The 17947-nt window shown below is 39.2% G+C and carries 16 protein-coding genes, 5 pseudogenes and 1 riboswitch; of the genes and pseudogenes, 12 read left to right on the top strand and 9 right to left on the bottom strand.

The annotated features are described in order from the left end of the window. Window positions 1-53: 53 nt before the first annotated feature. Together P4S65_RS01540 and recQ are read right to left on the bottom strand one after the other, a co-directional pair. Window positions 54-338 carry a DUF3630 family protein gene (locus P4S65_RS01540; RefSeq protein ID WP_337119433.1) on the bottom strand — a complete coding sequence of 95 codons (285 nt, stop codon included), beginning with the start codon at window positions 336-338 and terminating at the stop codon, window positions 54-56. Window positions 339-345: 7 nt separating this feature from the next. After that, window positions 346-2169 carry a DNA helicase RecQ gene (gene recQ, locus P4S65_RS01535; RefSeq protein ID WP_337119432.1) on the bottom strand — a complete coding sequence of 608 codons (1824 nt, stop codon included), beginning with the start codon at window positions 2167-2169 and terminating at the stop codon, window positions 346-348. Window positions 2170-2302: 133 nt separating this feature from the next. On the opposite strand from recQ, the gene P4S65_RS01530 reads away from it, so the two are divergent. Both P4S65_RS01530 and rarD read left to right on the top strand, forming a co-directional pair. Beyond that, window positions 2303-2758 carry a thioesterase family protein gene (locus P4S65_RS01530; protein ID WP_008136377.1) on the top strand — a complete coding sequence of 152 codons (456 nt, stop codon included), beginning with the start codon at window positions 2303-2305 and terminating at the stop codon, window positions 2756-2758. 54 nt (window positions 2759-2812) lie between these two features. Continuing rightward, window positions 2813-3734, top strand: a pseudogene (rarD, locus tag P4S65_RS01525) (EamA family transporter RarD). Window positions 3735-3739: 5 nt separating this feature from the next. Here rarD and P4S65_RS01520 read toward each other — a convergent pair. The 3 genes and pseudogenes from P4S65_RS01520 to P4S65_RS01515 form a co-directional block, all read right to left on the bottom strand. Continuing rightward, window positions 3740-4743, bottom strand: a pseudogene (locus P4S65_RS01520) (diguanylate cyclase). Further along, window positions 4720-4926 (bottom strand): annotated as a pseudogene (locus P4S65_RS21845) (diguanylate cyclase response regulator); the annotation flags it as partial. The pseudogenes P4S65_RS21845 and P4S65_RS01520, both read right to left, overlap by 24 nt. 135 nt (window positions 4927-5061) lie before the next feature. Beyond that, window positions 5062-5436: a DUF413 domain-containing protein gene (locus tag P4S65_RS01515; protein ID WP_007376490.1), complete on the bottom strand. Its 375-nt coding sequence runs from the start codon at window positions 5434-5436 to the stop codon at window positions 5062-5064. A gap of 91 nt (window positions 5437-5527) precedes the next feature. Between P4S65_RS01515 and P4S65_RS01510 the strand changes: the two genes are divergently transcribed. From P4S65_RS01510 to ung, 8 genes and pseudogenes are all read left to right on the top strand, one after another. Then, the gene (locus P4S65_RS01510) at window positions 5528-6400 is read left to right on the top strand and encodes a LysR family transcriptional regulator (protein ID WP_007376489.1); all 873 of its coding nucleotides are present in this window, start codon (window positions 5528-5530) and stop codon (window positions 6398-6400) included. A gap of 166 nt (window positions 6401-6566) precedes the next feature. Continuing rightward, window positions 6567-7499, top strand: coding sequence for a porin (locus tag P4S65_RS01505; RefSeq protein WP_096793759.1), 933 nt, complete (start codon window positions 6567-6569; stop codon window positions 7497-7499). A 43-nt stretch (window positions 7500-7542) separates the two neighbouring features. Continuing rightward, window positions 7543-7694: riboswitch (cobalamin riboswitch) on the top strand. A gap of 512 nt (window positions 7695-8206) precedes the next feature. Further along, the gene (locus P4S65_RS01500) at window positions 8207-9019 is read left to right on the top strand and encodes an ABC transporter ATP-binding protein (RefSeq protein ID WP_033040394.1); all 813 of its coding nucleotides are present in this window, start codon (window positions 8207-8209) and stop codon (window positions 9017-9019) included. A gap of 1 nt (window position 9020) precedes the next feature. Then, window positions 9021-10025 (top strand): FecCD family ABC transporter permease, encoded by a 1005-nt coding sequence (locus P4S65_RS01495; protein ID WP_096794142.1) that lies wholly within the window; start codon window positions 9021-9023, stop codon window positions 10023-10025. 4 nt (window positions 10026-10029) lie between these two features. Beyond that, window positions 10030-11514: a cobyric acid synthase gene (locus P4S65_RS01490; RefSeq protein WP_096793758.1), complete on the top strand. Its 1485-nt coding sequence runs from the start codon at window positions 10030-10032 to the stop codon at window positions 11512-11514. Further along, a complete protein-coding gene (gene cobO / locus P4S65_RS01485) occupies window positions 11507-12106 on the top strand; it encodes a cob(I)yrinic acid a,c-diamide adenosyltransferase (RefSeq protein WP_007376484.1) in 600 nt (199 codons plus the stop codon). Before P4S65_RS01490 ends, cobO begins: the two co-directional genes overlap by 8 nt. Continuing rightward, window positions 12106-12964 (top strand): annotated as a pseudogene (locus tag P4S65_RS01480) (cobalamin-binding protein). Before cobO ends, P4S65_RS01480 begins: the two are co-directional and overlap by 1 nt. Further along, window positions 12961-13622 (top strand): annotated as a pseudogene (gene ung, locus P4S65_RS01475) (uracil-DNA glycosylase). The pseudogenes P4S65_RS01480 and ung overlap by 4 nt, the downstream one beginning before the upstream one ends. Before the next feature lie 87 nt (window positions 13623-13709). Here the strand turns inward: ung and P4S65_RS01470 are convergent. Both P4S65_RS01470 and tal read right to left on the bottom strand, forming a co-directional pair. Beyond that, the gene (locus P4S65_RS01470; protein WP_002961395.1) at window positions 13710-13898 is read right to left on the bottom strand and encodes a DUF3545 family protein; all 189 of its coding nucleotides are present in this window, start codon (window positions 13896-13898) and stop codon (window positions 13710-13712) included. A 199-nt stretch (window positions 13899-14097) separates the two neighbouring features. Further along, window positions 14098-15048 carry a transaldolase gene (tal, locus tag P4S65_RS01465; protein WP_008136388.1) on the bottom strand — a complete coding sequence of 317 codons (951 nt, stop codon included), beginning with the start codon at window positions 15046-15048 and terminating at the stop codon, window positions 14098-14100. A 225-nt stretch (window positions 15049-15273) separates the two neighbouring features. Between tal and yaaA the strand changes: the two genes are divergently transcribed. Both yaaA and P4S65_RS01455 read left to right on the top strand, forming a co-directional pair. Next, on the top strand, window positions 15274-16053 hold the full coding sequence (gene yaaA, locus P4S65_RS01460) for a peroxide stress protein YaaA (RefSeq protein WP_337119431.1): 780 nt from the start codon (window positions 15274-15276) through the stop codon (window positions 16051-16053). A 121-nt stretch (window positions 16054-16174) separates the two neighbouring features. Then, window positions 16175-17131: a mechanosensitive ion channel family protein gene (locus tag P4S65_RS01455; protein ID WP_337119430.1), complete on the top strand. Its 957-nt coding sequence runs from the start codon at window positions 16175-16177 to the stop codon at window positions 17129-17131. 128 nt (window positions 17132-17259) lie between these two features. On the opposite strand, the gene P4S65_RS01450 is transcribed toward P4S65_RS01455, so the two are convergent. Then, entirely contained in the window at window positions 17260-17439 is a 180-nt protein-coding gene (locus P4S65_RS01450; protein WP_139016093.1) for a hypothetical protein, read from the bottom strand. Window positions 17440-17512: 73 nt separating this feature from the next. Continuing rightward, complete coding sequence (locus tag P4S65_RS01445) at window positions 17513-17932, bottom strand: hypothetical protein (protein ID WP_337119429.1); 420 nt, start codon at window positions 17930-17932, stop codon at window positions 17513-17515. Window positions 17933-17947: the final 15 nt, after the last annotated feature.

Genomic DNA, 17947 nt, shown 5'->3' with positions numbered 1-17947 from the left:
AGTTAAAAGTATTGAGTTTGAAAATTAAATATAACGACTTTGAACTAAAGCCGCTAACTTAAATAAAAGGTGAGTGCAGCAAGCAGATGATCGGCTTCAGTGCCTTCTCCATTTATCCAAATACTTTGGCTGTAGTGCTCATAGTTTAAATTAAAGGTTTGCTGCTGGTAGCTAAAGCGAACTTGATGACGGTCAGCACCAGCAGAATACTCGTTGAGCGTTGTATCGTCTGAATGCAAAAATAATGTACTCCACAGCTCAAAGTCTTCATCATGCGGAGGCTCGATGGGCGTAATTACAATACATTTATGAGTATGGTCGTATTCTATTTTTGTCATAATGCTCTTAATTTGTAGCTAAGTAATTACGAATTGCAGTTAAAAAGGCGCCGCCATATTTATTTAATTTAGTGAAACCAACTCCTGACACTTTTAAAAACTCACTGTCATTTGTTGGCATAAGCTGCGCCATTTCAGCCAAGGTTTTATCATTAAATACTACATACGGTGGTACATCGTCGGCATCAGCAAGTTCTTTACGCAGTGCTCTTAAGCGGGCAAAGAGCTTTTTATCATAATTAAATTGCGCTAATTTATCTTGGTACACGTGCTTAGCTTGCAGGCGAGGTTCAGCCAATTGCAAAGCATATTCACTTTTTAAAATTGCACGCGCGGCTTCTGTTAATCTAAGTGACGCACCTTGTGTTATATCTTGGCTTAGTAAACCCTGATGAATAAGTTGACGTAAAATACTAAGCCAAAATTCACTGCTTTTATCTTTACCGATACCGTAAGTACTTAACTCATGATGGTTGTTATCGCGTATGCGGCTCGTGTTTGCACCGCGAAGTAATTCTACAATATAACCTAGGCCAAAACGTTGCTCAGCTCTATACACGCACGAAAGCGCTTGCTGTGCGACTAACGTACCATCAAAGCTTTTAGGTGGGTTTAAGCAGATATCACAGTTGCCACAAGGTTCGCGCTGGTATTCACTAAAGTAGTTTAGCAATATTTGGCGGCGACACGTTTGTGCTTCAGCAAAGCTAGCCATGGCGTTAAAGCGTTGTTCTTCTACACGGCGACGTTGTTCGTCATCAATGTCTTCAAAAAAGCGCCTTACACGGCCAATATCAGCCGGATCAAAATACATGATGGCTTCTGCGGCAAGGCCATCTCGCCCAGCTCGTCCTGTTTCTTGATAGTACGACTCTATACTTTTTGGAATATCGTAATGTAATACAAAGCGTACGTTAGGTTTATTAATCCCCATCCCAAAAGCAACAGTTGCTACTACAATTTGAATGTCGTCGCGGGCAAACCCTGTTTGCACAAATTGTCGTTGTTCGTTGCTCATACCTGCATGGTAAGCGGCAGCGTTTAGCCCTGCGTCTGCAAGTTTTTCAGCAATGTCGTCTACGCGCTTACGACTGGTGCAATAAATAATACCGCTTTGGCTTTTTTGCTCTTTTAAGTAGCGAAGCAGTTGCACCATAGGTTTAAATTTTTCTTCTATGGTGTAGCGAATATTGGGACGATCGAAGCTACCAGTATGAATATAAGGCTGCTGTAGTTTGAGTTGCTCAACGATATCAAACCGGGTCGCTTTATCAGCCGTGGCGGTAAGCGCCATCATAGGGACATGTGCAAAACGTTGCTTTAATTCGTTTAAGCGAAAGTAGTGCGGCCTAAAGTCGTGGCCCCAATGCGATACACAGTGCGCTTCGTCGATGGCAAATAAACTCACATTTAAATGCGATAAACGCTCTAAAAACTCGCGTTGTAATACTTTTTCAGGCGCTACATATAAAAGCTTAATTTGCCCCTGATGAAGCTGTTGATACACCAATTGCTGTTCTTCTCGCGCTAAGCTGTTATTAACGTAAGCGGCTTTCACGCCAAGTGCTTGGAGTTGCGTTACCTGATCTTGCATTAGCGATATAAGCGGAGATATAACAATGGTTACGCCTTCAAGCACTAAAGCGGGTATTTGATAACACACAGATTTTCCACCACCTGTGGGTAGCAATACAAGCGAGTCATGCCCATTTATAGCTGCATCAATAACTGCTTTTTGACCGTCGCGAAATTCGCTGTAGCCAAACACTTGTTTGAGGACAGTTTCTGGTTTACGCACAAGCGTACTAGAAGGTGGTGTTAATGTATTCATTGGCGGGTATTTTAGTGGTTTTTTAACGAGATGTCTTTAGCTGAGTTACTTGATGAATTATTTAAGTGGAGTCTCGTAGTTTTACACTATGTATGTTTTACTCATCTTACCAGTTTTGGCATAGAGAATAATAATGAATAAAGAAATGTTAATTGAACAAGTCGGGGCGTTGTTTGTAAATGGCATGCCGTTTAATCAGTTTTTACAAATATCGGTAGAATCACTGAGTCCTGAACAAGCAAAAATTACCTTTCCTTGGCAGGATGTATTTATTGGTAATCCAGCGCAAAAAATATTACACGGAGGTGTTATTTCAGCCGTGCTTGATAATGTGGGAGGAATGCTTGCTGCAGCAAGTGTGATTGATAAATTAACAGACTTAGATATTGGTAGTGTGCAAACGAGGCTAGCTACGCTTGGAACCATCGATTTACGCACCGATTATTTACGCCCAGGCAAAGGCGAAGTGTTCACCGCGAGTGCAACGCTTATTCGTTCAGGCAACAAAGTGTGTGTATGTCGAATGGAGTTACATAATGAAAAAGCAATTCAAATTGCGTTTGGTACTGGTACGTATTTAGTTGGATAAACAATCCATGGAGAGTAAACTAGCGACCTTTTAGTATCACTAAGTGTTTTTATTATGTCGATTGATACAGAGCAGCGTAAAGGCGCTGTTTTTGCTTGCCTAGCATTTGTGATGTGGGGGTTAGCACCTATATACTTTAAATTTATCCAGCATGTGTCAGCTTTTGAAATATTAATGCATCGCGTTGTTTGGTCTGTTGTTTTTTTAGTACTTGTGGTAAGTATTCTTAAATATTGGCACAAAATAAAGCGTATTATTGTTCAGCCCAAACTAGTGTTAATGCTTGTTATTACTTCAGCGTTACTGGGATTTAATTGGGGGCTTTTCATATGGGCGATAAATAATAACCATATGCTGGATGCAAGCTTGGGGTATTACATAAACCCGTTGTTAAATGTACTACTGGGTATGCTTTTTTAGGCGAACGTTTACGTAAGTTTCAGGGCGTTGCCGTTGCACTCGCGTTTTCGGGAGTATTATTGCAACTCGTTAGCTTTGGCTCGTTTCCGGTAGTTGCTTTTTCATTGGCAATATCATTTGCACTTTATGGCTTATTACGTAAAAAACTCCCCGTTGAAGCTCTGCCAGGGATATTGCTAGAGGCACTTATATTATTACCTGTAGCGCTTGTTTATTGGTGGTTAATGGCGCCTTCTGACACATCAAGCCTTCCCGCCAACGATTGGCATACTAATGCGTTACTAATTAGCGCGGGCATTATAACTACATTACCGTTATTGTGTTTTACTGGCGCAGCTAAGCGTTTGCAATACACTACATTGGGCTTTTTTCAGTACATTGGGCCAAGCTTAATGTTTATGCTCGCAGTGGTGTTTTACGGTGAGGTATTTGATGCAGAAAGATTAGTTACATTTGCATGTATTTGGAGTGCGCTTGCTATATTTAGTTGGGATTCTTACTATCAATCACGCAAACGAAAAAAGCGGCAGTGGCGACAGCACAAGTGGTTAGTTAACTGTTTTAGCTAATAATTTTGTTGCGGCCAGTTTCTTTTGCATCATAAAGTTTTAAGTCGGCCTGTTTTAATAGCTCATCAATTTGATAAACAGGCCCTGACGAAAAACCAATAGAGATTGTGAATCTAATGTTGGCTTTACTAAATTGTTGGCTATTAGCTTCTATAAAGTACCTAAATCCTTCAAGTTTTTTGAGTGCTTCTTGTTTATCGGTATCGGCAAAAAAACAGCAAACTCTTCGCCCCCCAAGCGTGCTACTAAATACTTTTTAAAGTATTTGCTAAAACAAATAGATAAACCTTTTAATACTTCGTCGCCTGCATCGTGGCCATAGGTATCATTAATTGCTTTAAAATGATCAATATCAAGCATAGCTAATGCGCCATTACCGTTATCAAGTTCAATTTTTTTAAGGGATTTTCTAGCCTCTTCAAAAAAGTAACGACGATTGGGGATTTTTGTGAGGTAGTCTGTATTAGCTTGGTTTTTTATGGTTGCTAAAAGCGTTAACATATCGACATTTTGGCTTAATCGACAATAAAACTCCTCACTATTGAAAGGTTTATGTAGGTAATCATTTGCCCCGTTCTTTAAGAATAAGGTAGATAAATCTGAAGAATCAGCGCCTGAAATGCCAATTATTGCTTTTTCATCGTTATCATATAAACGCCTGATTTCTGTGCATAGTTCATCGCCGTTCATATTAGGCATTTCATTATCAGTGATAATAACGGAGATATCAGGTGATGTTTCAAGCATAACAAGTGCTTGTTTACCATCTTCAGCTTGTAAAGTTTGATATTTATGGCGGGTTAACAAGCTACATATGTACTGTCGTGTGGATAAAGAGTCGTCAACAACGAGTACTTTTATATTTTCGTTTCGAGGTAGTCGTAATAGCTGTTTTTCGAGATACTGATACGCTTGTTTATTTTCTTTGATTATGTAGTCAATTATAGGGTATTTCTCTACTGTATCGCGTGTTTTTTTATCAATATTACCCGTCATTACAATCGTTGGAATTTCAGCAGCGATAGTACAAGGAATTGCTTCGCCATTAGGCGCATCAGGTAAAATAAAGTCGACTACAGCACAAAAGTAGCTATTTTTACTGATAAGTTCTTTTGTTTGAGTTAGAGATTCAGCTATATCTACTTCATAACCCGCTTTAAGCGCGATGTGTTTTTGCACCCGCGCTATTGTAGGCGTATCTTCAACTATTAGTATTCTTCGCGTCACGTCACAACCTTGTTTATATTTTTGCAAAAGTATTTGCTTATACAAGTTGTAACTGCTAAAACGCAAAAAAGCAAATAAGTGAAGAGCTTATAGGTTATCTGCTTCAGAATAATACTCTTGGCTTATAGGTGCTGGCCCTGATATTTTTGAGCGCCCAAATAGGGTATGAAACTTACTCTTACATGTTGTAAGTTTAAGGTATTTAACCCAAGCACGCTCAATCGGATTTGTTGGCTCTAAAGTCCCCATTGCTACGGCTAAAAATTGTTCTTGGTGTTCGTTTTGTGGCTCAATAGTTTTGTTGTGTAAGCCTTTTAAAACAACGCCATGCTGGTCTAATATGCTGGCTTCTAATAAGGTGAAGTTTCCACTACGGCTAAAACCGCGTGGGAAGTTGTGATCATCATAAAACTGACGTTGGCTAACAAATGCTTGACGAAGTAGTGAAATATCATTGCTCATAGCTTTATCCTCATGCCTTAGTAATTAGCTGGAGTATGATGCAAGTTTGGCAATTTATTAAACAAGTTATTTTTATCGTGAGGATAAAAAATTGGATATAGATTTATTAAAAACATTTGTTGAAGTTGTGCGTACACGTCACTTTGGTAAAGCGGCCGAAAACCTTTATATCACCCAATCTGCGGTGAGCTTTAGGATTCGTCAGCTAGAGCAGGGACTTGGGGTTAATTTATTTATACGCCAGCGTAATAATATTCAACTTACAGCGCCGGGTGAGCGTTTGTTGCCACATGCTCAAATGATTATTACGGGTATGCAACGCGCCAAAGTAGATGTTGCGCTTGCCGATAATATGCATAAGCAAATTAGCTTAGCAGGAACGCCTAATATTTGGGATGCTTTTTTACAGTTTGGTATAACAAATATTGTATCGGCGATGCCGGGCGTGTCATTAGTCGCAGAAGTTAAAGCACAACAAGAAAGCACTCGGTTGCTATTAGAGCGAACTCTCGATTTAGCCATTTTATTTGATCCACCGAAAGTAGATGAATTAGTAGTAGAGCGAATTTGTGAACTGCCTATTATTCCAGTGAGTGGCTATGATACTGCAACTAACGAAAACTTTTTTGATAACCAATATGTATATGTTGATTGGGGAACAACTTTTTCACTTTGGCATGCGCGTCAGTTTACAGGTAAAACGCCGCCTTACTTCAGAACAAGTACTGGTCGTATAGCACTTGATTTAATATTACAGTGCGGCGGGAGTGCGTTTATTCCTCAAGTACTTGTAGAGCATCATTTAAATAAAGGTGATTTATTTCATGTTAAAGATGTAAAAAATACGTCACGAGATGTATTTATTGCCTATCATAGAGATAATGAACAGAAAGAATTAATAGAAACGTTGGTAAATTTGTTATCACAAATGACACCTAGCTTGACGTTGGAGCCTAGTTTATAGGTACAAATGAGTTGCTGAGTATCGATGTTATTTTGATTTCATATTTAATGCACTTTTATTAATTTAAAATTACAGAAATATTTCGATTGTAATATTTCTGTAATTTTACAGTGACAAACTGCTGCTGTTTTAAAATTAGTCTTTTGTGATTATCCAAGGAAATAACATGAAATTTGTAAAATCGAGCTTATGTTTAGCGCTATTAAGTGGCTTATCTTTTAATGCTCTTGCTGATGTAGACGTGTACGGCAAAGCGAATGTAACTATTCAATCATCTGATGACGGTGAAGGGTCGTTCACTGAAATTAAAAGTAATAATTCTCGCTTTGGTCTTAAAGGTTCTGAAAAAATAACAGAGGGCTTAGAGGCTGTTTATAAATTTGAGTTTCAAGTTGACGTATCTGATGCGGACTCAAAGGGTGATAATGATGACAATATTTCTGCGCGTAACCAATATATAGGATTAAAAGGTGCATTTGGCCAAGTTGTTGTTGGTCGACACGATACTGCACTTAAGTTATCTCAAGGTAAAGTTGATTTATTTAGCGACCTTGAAGGCGATATTAAAAGTATATTTAAAGGCGAAAACCGTTTAGGTGATTCTGTTACTTATTCATCAAATACTTACGAAGATTTTAGAGTACTTGCTACTTTTATTGCAGAAGATGATGAAGATGCAAAAAATGGCTATTCACTAGGACTTACTTATGGCGATTCTTCACTTAAAAAGAGTAAAGTATATGCATCAATTGGTGTTGATAGTGAAGTAAATGGCTACGATGTAGTTCGTGCAACTGTTCAAGGTAAAATTGATGATTTTAAAGTAGGCGCAATGTACCAAACACAAGAAAAAGTAGACGGCAGCGCAGAGGCTGACGGGTACTTATTAAGTGCAGCTTACATAATGGGAAACAATACATTTAAAGTGCAATACCAAACTATGGATTTTGACGACAGCGATGATAAGTCAGCAATCTCAGTAGGTGTTGATCACAAGTTAAATAAAAATATTAAAGTATTTGGTTTTTACTCGGGCTTCGACATGGACAACAACGTTGACCAAGATTACTTAGGCTTAGGTATGGAATACAAGTTTTAACTATTCGCTAAATTAGTTAAAACACTCCCTTTTTAACCGCGCTCTTTTGAGTGCGGTTTTTTTTGCTTTAAATTATTTACTTAGCCGCCCATAATAGAGCTTAATTTGGAATGAGGTGCGAGTCCTCGACTGTTCCCGCAACTGTAATTAGCGCAAAGCTTTAAGTCAGATACAAATGGTATAATACCAATTTTATTAAAAACATGATCTTTCTAGTGAATTAAATAACTTACTAACTTCGTTAAAAATTATTCATATAGAACAACTATATGTCATAATTTCCGCCTTGTTATTAAACTATTTCTTTGTCGCTATAATAAATCACTAATTTAATGCAACTGGTATAAATTTTTTTAACGAGCGGGTTTACTCATTTTTTCTTGTAGTGCATTAGTATTTTTATCGCATTTTTAGTGAGTTTAACCTAGGGTCTGTTGAACTTTGCGGATTAAAATTTGTTCAAACTAGGGGCTATTTAATCGCGGCGCGAGGTTTGTAACCTAGTGGGCTAAGTAAAAACCGAGCAACAAAGAGTAAATAGCCCCTAGGAAGAACCCTTTGGGCAGCGCCTGTTTGGCATTAATGCTACGTTATCGCCCATTTATGGGGAATAACCACACTACATAGGCTCTGCCTTGCCTAAATACCAAACAGACTGTTGCAAATTTAACCTTGAAAGATCAACAGACCCTATCTAGGACTGACTATTGCACACTCAAACGCCATTAAATACACCATTACTAAACGTTAAAAACGTATCGTGGGGTATTGGCAATAAAACGATTCTCAAAAAAATAGACCTTAAAATAACTACAGGTAAATTTGTTGGTTTGATTGGCCCCAATGGCGCTGGTAAATCGAGCTTATTGCGTTGTTTATATCGTTTTAATAAACCAACTGAAGGTGTTATAGAATTTAACAACACCGATATTTGGCAATTAAAAAGCGATGAGTACGCAAAAAAAGTAGCAGTCGTTTTACAAGAAACTCCGTCGCAATTTAACTTAAGTGTATTTGACGTTATTGCGCTTGGGCTAACGCCTCATAAATCGCTATTTAGCTCAGTAACTAACATTGATAAACAAAAAATCACCCAAGCTATCAACACTGTAGGGTTGGCAGATCATAGCGATCAAAGCTTTGAGTCACTTTCGGGTGGTGAAAAGCAACGTGCCTTGATAGCCCGTGCGATAGTCCAGCAACCTCAGCTGTTAATAATGGACGAACCAACTAGCCATTTAGATGTTAAATATCAAATACAGGTAATGGAGCTTGCTAAATCGTTGGGTGTAACGGTGTTTGCATCGTTTCATGATTTAAACTTAGCCTCTGCAATGTGCGATGAACTAGTGGTTATTAAAAACGGTGAAATTACACATACAGGCGCGCCAAGTGAGGTATTAACCGAAAACATGCTAGGCGACGTTTTTGGTGTCTGCGCTCAAGTAAATAACCACCCGCAAATATCGAAGTCGGGAAATAGCATCCCTCATATCACTTACTTTTATGGTTACAAATAATATGAGCGCAGTTAATACTCGCCACTCACTTGCGCTATTTGTAAGTGTTGCAGCTGCTTTATTTAGCTTATTTGCAGCACTTAGTTTTGGTGCAGCAGAGACCTCACTTCAAGACGTACTTAATAGTTTTTTGCTCTCAAATGAGGCGTCTTTTAATACGCGTATTATTTTTGAACTAAGAATGCCACGCACATTACTCGCCTTTTTATCAGGCTCCGGTTTAGCAATTGCAGGGCTTATTTTACAAACGGTTACACGTAATCCTTTAGCCGATCCTTACTTGTTTGGCATATCGTCGGGTGCCTCATTTGGCGTGGTGTTACTCATGGCATTAGCAGGCATTAGCGCAGGCTTTATGCTATCAGCAGCAGCACTGATGGGTAGCTTACTCGCTATGAGTTTATTAATACTTATTGCAGGTAGGCAGCAAAGTGCACAGGTAGAATCAATGTTATTAGCAGGCGTCGCTCTGTCGTTTTTATTTAGTGCATTTACCAGCTTGTTGCTTTATTGGAGCGACCCTCAGGCAGTAGCCGCTATTTTATTTTGGACACTGGGCAGCTTTGCGCGTGCGCAGTGGGCTACGCTTTGGTTGCCTTTGTTGGTAATTACATTGTGTACGTTTGTAATGCTGAGTTTTAGAAGGCAGCTTAATGCTATGTTACTGGGCGATGAAAGCGCAATTACATTAGGTGTTAGAGTTCAGCGCTTTAGAATACTCATGCTAGTTTTGAGCTCGTTAATTACTGCTGTGCTGGTGGCTATGTGTGGCGGTATTGGGTTTGTAGGATTAATGGTACCGCATATTGTGCGCTTTTTTATATCTCAAGGCACCATCGCTGGCTTACTGGTAACCAGCTTGGTGGGCGGTACATTTATGGTGTGGGTTGATGTACTTTCGCGCTCATTGCTTAAAAACCAAGAGCTGCCCGTAGGCGTTATTACTGCAGCTATTGGTAGCGTGTTCTTTCTAAGTTTATTGTTTTTTAGAAAGCGAAAGGTGTAATTCCATGAAAACCTTAATGGTGCAAGGCACTACATCAGATGCTGGTAAAAGCACTTTAGTTGCTGCCCTTTGCAGGGTGTTTGCTAAGCGTGGGGTAAAGGTTGCGCCTTTTAAACCACAAAATATGGCACTTAATAGCGCAGTAACAAAAGATGGCGGCGAAATTGGTCGTGCGCAAGCTTTGCAAGCAATAGCAGCTAAAGTAGAGCCCGAAATAGACTTTAACCCTATATTACTTAAACCTAATAGCGACACGGGCGCACAAGTGATTATTCACGGGAAAGCCATTAGTAATATGGAAGCTGGCAAATATCACGACTATAAAAAAGTGGCGATGGATGCAGTAATTACCTCACATAACCGCTTAGCTAAACGCTTTGAATTACTCCTTGTTGAAGGGGCGGGTAGTCCTGCTGAAATAAACCTGCGTGAAAACGATATTGCCAATATGGGCTACGCCGAAGAGGTAGATTGCCCAGTAATTATAATTGCTGATATTGATAAAGGCGGCGTATTTGCACACTTGGTGGGCACACTTGCGTTGTTAAGTGAATCAGAACAGGCGCGCGTAAAGGGCTTTGTTATAAACCGCTTTAGAGGCGATATAGGTTTGCTGCAAGGCGGGCTTGATTGGCTTGAAGAATATACAAACAAACCCGTGCTTGGCGTATTACCTTATTTGCACGACCTTGCGCTTGACGCTGAAGACGCCGTCGCAATTGATAATAACGTAACCAACTCCACAATTAATATTGCAGTGCTGCTTGTGCCACACATTAGTAACCATACCGATTTTGATGCACTGCGTTTGCACCCAAACATTAATATGAATTATGTGCGCCATACGCAAACGATCCCAGAAGTTGATCTGATAATTCTCCCAGGCAGTAAAAATGTGCTGGGCGATTTGAATTTTTTGAAAAATGAAGGCTGGGACACTCAAATTAAGCGCCATTTACGCTATGGTGGCAAAGTACTTGGTATTTGTGGCGGCATGCAAATGCTGGGCAATACAATCAACGATCCCGAGGGTATTGAATCGTCATTAAAGCAAGTAAATGGACTTGCCCTGTGCGATTTTGAAACCACGCTGACAGCACAAAAAGTATTAACTAAAATAACCGCTACACTGCTTTTAAATAACCAACAAACACCCTGTAGTGGTTACGAAATACATGCAGGGATTAGCCAAGGTGCAGCGCTTAATAAGCCATTTTTAACCTTTGATGAAAGCCACCCACATGGTTTTATGTTCGATGGCTTTATTAGCGATGATAACGCCATTGCGGGCACTTATTTACATGGCTTATTTGATGAAGCCGATGCGACATCGCAAATTTTAAAATGGCTAAAACCAAGCGCCTCAATTAACCCAATTAGTATTGCCACTCATCGCGAGCAGCAGTTAGAACGATTAGCAACCATGTGCGAAACGCATTTAAACATACAGCAAATTATCTCGATTTATGAAGGGCACAATAATGACTGAACAAAACAACGATAAGCATAAGCAGCGCCAACAAAAAGTAAAAGAACAAGTGGATGCACGTGTTGCCGCCGCACAAGATGTAAAAGGTATTTTTCAGGTAATTACCGGTAACGGTAAAGGTAAATCAACCTCGGGTTTTGGCGTTGTAGCACGCTGTGTAGGGCATGGTAAAAAAGCGGCTGTTTGCCAATATATTAAAGGTACGTGGGAGTGTGGCGAGCGTAATTTATTACAAGGTGCAGGTGTTGAGTTTGTTGTAATGAACACCGGTTTTACTTGGGATACGCAAAATAAAGAAGCCGATACTGCAGCCGCGCAGGCAACATGGCAAGAGTCAAAACGTATGCTTGCTGATAGCAGTATTGATTTAGTATTACTCGATGAGCTTACGTATATGGTGACATACGGCTACGTAGATTTAGATGAAGTAGTAACAGCGCTTAATAACCGCCCGCCAATGCAGTCAGTTATTATTACAGGGCGTGCAGCACACCGCACTTTAACCGACCTTGCCGATACAGTAAGTGAAGTGCGTAATGTAAAACATGCATTCGACTCAGGTATAAAAGCGCTAGAAGGGTTTGATTACTAATGCTTAAAGTGTTTTTTATTGGGCTACTGCTTTTTAGTGTATCGGGCAGTGCACTTGCAGAGCAGACCAAGGATTCTAAAAAGCTGCGCATAATTGCTCTTGCACCGCACATTGTCGAAAACCTATTTGCCATAGGGGCGGGCGATAATATTGTGGGCACGGTTGATTACGCCGACTACCCAGGTGAAGCCCAAAGTATTGAGCGCATAGGTGGTTATTACGGCATCTCGCTTGAAAAAGTATTGGCGCTTAAACCCGACTTAGTTATTGCGTGGAAAAGCGGAAATCAAAGCGAAGATTTAGCCCAAATAGAGCGTTTAGGTATAAAAGTATATTTGAGTAACCCCACCACAATCGCTGGTGTAGCCGACGAGTTACTTACTTTTGGTGAATTTACAGGAAATATTGAGCAAAGCCAGCAAGCGGCAAATGCATTTACGCAAAAACTAAACGGTATAGTTAAAAGCCAGCAAGATAAAAAATATAACCGGATTTTATCAGTTATGGGCTGAGCCTATGATGACAGTAAGTAAAAATACGTGGATAAGCCAACTGATTGAAACATGCCATGTAAGCAATGTATTTGCACAGAGCGTTACAGATTACCCGCAAATTAGTATCGAAAATGTCATTGTTACTAAGCCGCAAGTTATTATTATCCCTGATGAAAAATCAAAAACACCACAGCCGGTTGTTAATTGGCAAAAGTGGCCAGAAGTACCCGCTGTTAAAAATGATCAATTTATTAGCGTAAATGCCGATTTATTACATCGTTTTACTGTGCGCATGCTAGATGGGCTTGCGGATATGTGTGATAAAATAGACGCATCACGTAAACAGATTAAGAGTACACAATGAGCAATTGGGCTACATTTTTAGAAAGTGAATTACAACAACCTTACATGCAGCAAACGTTAGAGTATGTGGCTAATCGCCGCAATGAAGGTGTTGCTGTTTATCCGCCTGAAGCTCAAGTATTTAGTGCTTTTGATGCCACCGCACTTAATGACATCCGCGTTGTAATTTTAGGACAAGACCCATACCACGGAGAAGGGCAAGCGCATGGCTTGTGTTTTTCGGTATTGCCTGATGTAAAAAAGTTGCCACCGTCGCTTAAAAATATGTACAAAGAGTTAGCTGTCGATATCAGCGGATTTATTATTCCTGAGCATGGTTACCTGCAAAGCTGGGCAGATCAGGGCGTGTTTTTACTCAATACAGTATTGACCGTTGAGCAAGGGCAAGCGCATTCACATAAGCATTTAGGATGGGAGCTATTTACCGATAATGTAATTGCCCATATTAATAAGCACTGCGAAGGTGTGGTATTTATTTTATGGGGTGCACATGCACAAAAAAAGGTAAAGGCATAGATAGCACTCGCCATCATGTTTTAAAAGGGCCGCACCCATCGCCGCTTTCGGCGCATAGAGGCTTTTTTGGCTGTCAGCATTTCTCACAAACGAATGAGCTATTGCAAGCCCAAAGAGATAAGCCAATTAACTGGCAAATCTAATTTATTCCAAAGAACTCAAATTGTTTAAACCATTAAAAAAGGCTTCCAGATTCTGGAAGCCTTTTTGTTTAGTTGGGGCGTATTGAATTAAAAATCGAGCTCATCAATTGCAATACTGTCTGTAAAATAATCTAGTTCTTGTAGTTCTTTGCGTAGGCGCTGTTTGTCTTTTATTGCTTCTATTTCACGCCACTTCCTTTTTTTATTCTTTTGAGAGGTTTTTCTAGTTGTATCAGGACCTTCTAATATCTCTAATATATCGTTTAGGCTATCCATGAATTTCTCCTATTGATTTATGACCTCAAGAATACCTATACCACAGGCCTAGCTAAAATAGAATAAAAAAGTGACAGTTATGTTACGTAAGTGTGATTAATTGATGAAGGTTTATAAGAAGATTGTATAGAGAAATAGCGTATTTTAGGCATAAAAAAACGCCGCTATTGCGACGTTTTTAAAACACGATTATAGCAAATTACATTGCTTTAAAGCGCGCCTCTAGTTGTTCTTGTGCATCAGCAAAAGAGCGAATACCTTCAGCTAGTTTTTCAGTAGCCATAGCATCTTGGTTATGTAACCAACGGAACTGCGCTTCTGTAAGTGGCTCTGGTTTTGGCTCTTGTGGAACATCGCTTTGCAGCAAGTATTCTTGTGCACCTTCAAGGTTACCTAAATCTTCTAAAAGATTAGGGCTAATAGTTAGCTTGTCACAACCAGTAAGGGCAATAATTTCGCCTGTGTTACGGAAACTTGCACCCATCACAACTGTTTTGTAGTCATGGCGTTTGTAAAATTCAAAAATACTGCGTACAGACTGAACACCTGGATCTTGTAGCGGATCGGTCGGTTTTTCCATACCGTTAGCAACGTGCCAATCTAAAATACGGCCAACAAATGGCGAAATTAGAAATACGTTTGCATCGGCACACGCACGGGCTTGGGCATCGCTAAATAATAAAGTAAGGTTACATTTAGTGCCTTCTTTTTCTAGCTGCTCAGCGGCTTTAATACCTTCCCATGTAGACGCTACTTTAATTAAAATTTTGTCTTTGCTTACACCTTCTTTTTCGTAAAGGCTAAGTAGGGTATGTGCTTTATCAATCGTAGCTTGCGTATTAAACGAAAGGCGTGCATCTACTTCTGTAGAAATATAACCAGGTACAATAGCGCTAATTTCTTTACCTAGTAATACGGCAAAGTAATCGCATGCTAGTTCAAGTTGCTTAGCAGGCTCTTGCTCGGTTTCTTTTGCGTAGCTCCAAGCTTTATCTAGGTAAGGCTTATATGCTTCAATCTCGCTCGCTTTTAATAAAAGCGACGGGTTTGTAGTTGCATCTTCTGGTTGATGCTTTTTAATAGCTTCAATATCACCAGTGTCGGCTACGATAGATGAATGTTGTTTTAGCCTTTGTAGAGCTGAAGTCATTTGCTTTCCTCATTCCAAGCAAGTTAAAAGAAAAATCTAATCACTCTTAATATATACAATCCATACTGCAACAGTGTGACAATGCTTGATAGGTCTTATGTCCTGATCAATAAAAAAACGGTAATGCATGGGTTATTAAGAGAGGATTTATTTAAACAAAACGTGCTTTTCGTTTCATTTAATGTTGAAATTGACACTAAATAAATTACAAGTCAATAGCTAACTATGATCACTGTTATTTCACCTGCAAAAAATCTTGATTACGAAACGCCACCCGCAACAGACAAGTTCACTCAGCCTGAATTACTAGAGCACAGCGAAGAGCTCATGAAAGTATGCCGTGAACTAACACCAGCGCAAATTAGCAGTTTAATGAAAATTAGCGATAAGCTTTCTGGACTTAACGCTGCGCGCTTTAGCGAGTGGGCACAACCGTTTACACAAAATAATGCTAAACAAGCCGCACTTGCCTTTAATGGCGATGTATATGGCGGTTTAGATGCAAGTACGCTTAAAGCTAGCGAGCTTGATTACGCACAAAACCATTTGCGTATTCTCTCGGGTTTATACGGGTTATTAAAACCACTTGATCTAATGCAAGCTTACCGTCTTGAAATGGGCACCAAGCTTGAAAACTCGCGTGGCAAAAACTTATACGAGTTTTGGGGTAGCGTTATAGCGAATAAACTAAACGACGTATTAAAAGCGCAAGACGCACAATATTTAGTTAACCTTGCTTCAAACGAATACTTTAAAGCGGTAGATAAAAAAGCATTAAATGCACAAATTATTACCCCACACTTTAAAGACTGTAAAAACGGTCAATATAAAGTTATTAGCTTTTACGCTAAAAAAGCACGCGGCATGATGGCGCGCTACATTATCGAAAATAAAGTAACGCAGTTAAGCCAACTTAAAGAGTTTACGGTAGCAGGTTATTACTTTAGCCCAGAGGCAACAGCTAAAGAGCTTGAGCCTGTATTTATGCGCGACGAACAAAATTAGGTTTATAAGCTTAAATAAAAAATTTAAAAGCCATGCATTGCATGGCTTTTTTGATGTTGGCGTTATATTTGCAATCTCATCTAATATTAATGAGAACACTAATTAAATAGGTGCAAATAAAATGATCAGCATTCCGTCAATTGACGAAGCCGAAAAACTAATAGAAGAAAAGCTCGGAGGGTGGTTTGATGTTGTAATAAGCCATATCCCTAATTTTATAGTTGCGATACTGATCGCTATTGTGTTTTCAATATTGGCGCGCTTTGCTGGCAAGCTGATGAAAAACATATTACGCCGCTCACTCGACTCAACACAAATTGCCGACTTAATGGCGTCAATTTTTAAAGTTATTGTGTTGTGTATAGGTTTATTTATAGCGCTCGATTTTGTTGGGCTAAAAGGCACTGTTACCTCGCTACTTGCTGGTGCAGGTATTGTGGGTTTAGCCATTGGTTTTGCGTTTCAAGACATGACCGAAAACCTAATTGCTGGTATAGCAATGGGTGTACGTAAGCCATTTAAAACAGGTGACGTAATAGAAACCGATGATGTGTTTGGTTCAATACATTCAATAAACCTACGTAACACGCTAATAGAGAGCTTTTATGGGCAGTTAATACTGGTACCAAACAAAGTATTATTTAGAAACGTACTAAAAAATTACACCACGCTAGGTGTTAGGCGTATAGAAGTACCCGTAGGTATTTCGTACGGCGACGACATAGAAAAAGCAAAAGACGTTATAGTCGATAAAATTAACGAATTTGACTTTGTAATACGTAAAGATGAAACCGCAGTATACGCCGAAGGTTTTGGCGACAGCAGCATTAACTTACTGGTGTGGTTTTGGATTAAATACCCAGGCGAGCCTGACTTCATGACGGTACGCCACAAAGGTGTTGTTGCCGTTAAGCTGGCACTTGATGAAGCTGATATTAGTATTCCATTCCCAATTCGTACTTTAGATTTTGGTATTAAAGGCGGCGAAAAACTCGATGCTATGATAAGCGACAAAACAAGCCAGCAATCATCAAATAAAGACAGTGGTGAGGGGACTGACTCTAACCAAAGTGAGTAATTTAGTTAAAACACATTAGGCAAAAGCATTGGGAAATAGTTACTTACCAACAGCGCATTTTTACAGAGTAAAATTGCGCTGTTGTTTTTTATAATGTGGGTAAAACTTTGCTGATAAGCATGTAAATTTTAAGGAGCTTTTTTACCTATATATTCTTTCCCACAAAACTGACAAAAAATAGCTTCATTATTATTCACTTGAGCTAATGAAAATGTCATTTTTCTTCCACAGCTTTCATTAGTACAAGTACGCTCTAATAATTTATTTAAAAATTTCATTCGATCAATTTTTATTGGTTTTCTAGTCATTTTGGTACTCATCTTTAAGTTACCTAATGCTTTTGAAATAAGCAGATAGAGGTTTTCGTTGAAAATTTTATGGTTACTTATCAGAAATCATTACTTTTTTACTATTAGGTTCGGGTGAATTACTTCCGCTTTCTACCTGCGTAGGCCATACCAAAGCGAGCAAAAAAGCTAATAGTACACCAACTATTGCGGCTATCGTTGGGTTTTCAGTAATCAGTTTTAAGGTTTTTTTATGTTGTTTCGTTGGGAACACATAGTCTCTACCTTTATCGGTAAGATAAATATTAACAGCAGTCCAAGAAGGTACCTTATCAGCAGAGAAACTTAACCCAAAAGTTGCTGAGTTAGAGGAAATTAAATTATTATTAATAAGGTTTTGAAAATTCCTTATGAATTTAGGATCTAAATGATCATGTCCTAAATCTATAAGTTTATTTATATCGGTTGGCTCTTGCACAAAGCATTTTAAGAGCTTCATATCTATATCTCGCATAATTCTAATCCCTTT

This window comes from Pseudoalteromonas sp. B131b (genome assembly GCF_037162545.1).
GTDB classification, from domain to species: domain Bacteria; phylum Pseudomonadota; class Gammaproteobacteria; order Enterobacterales; family Alteromonadaceae; genus Pseudoalteromonas; species Pseudoalteromonas fuliginea.
Note: the sequence above shows the minus strand (reverse complement) of the source record. Positions and strands in the feature narration are given on the sequence as shown.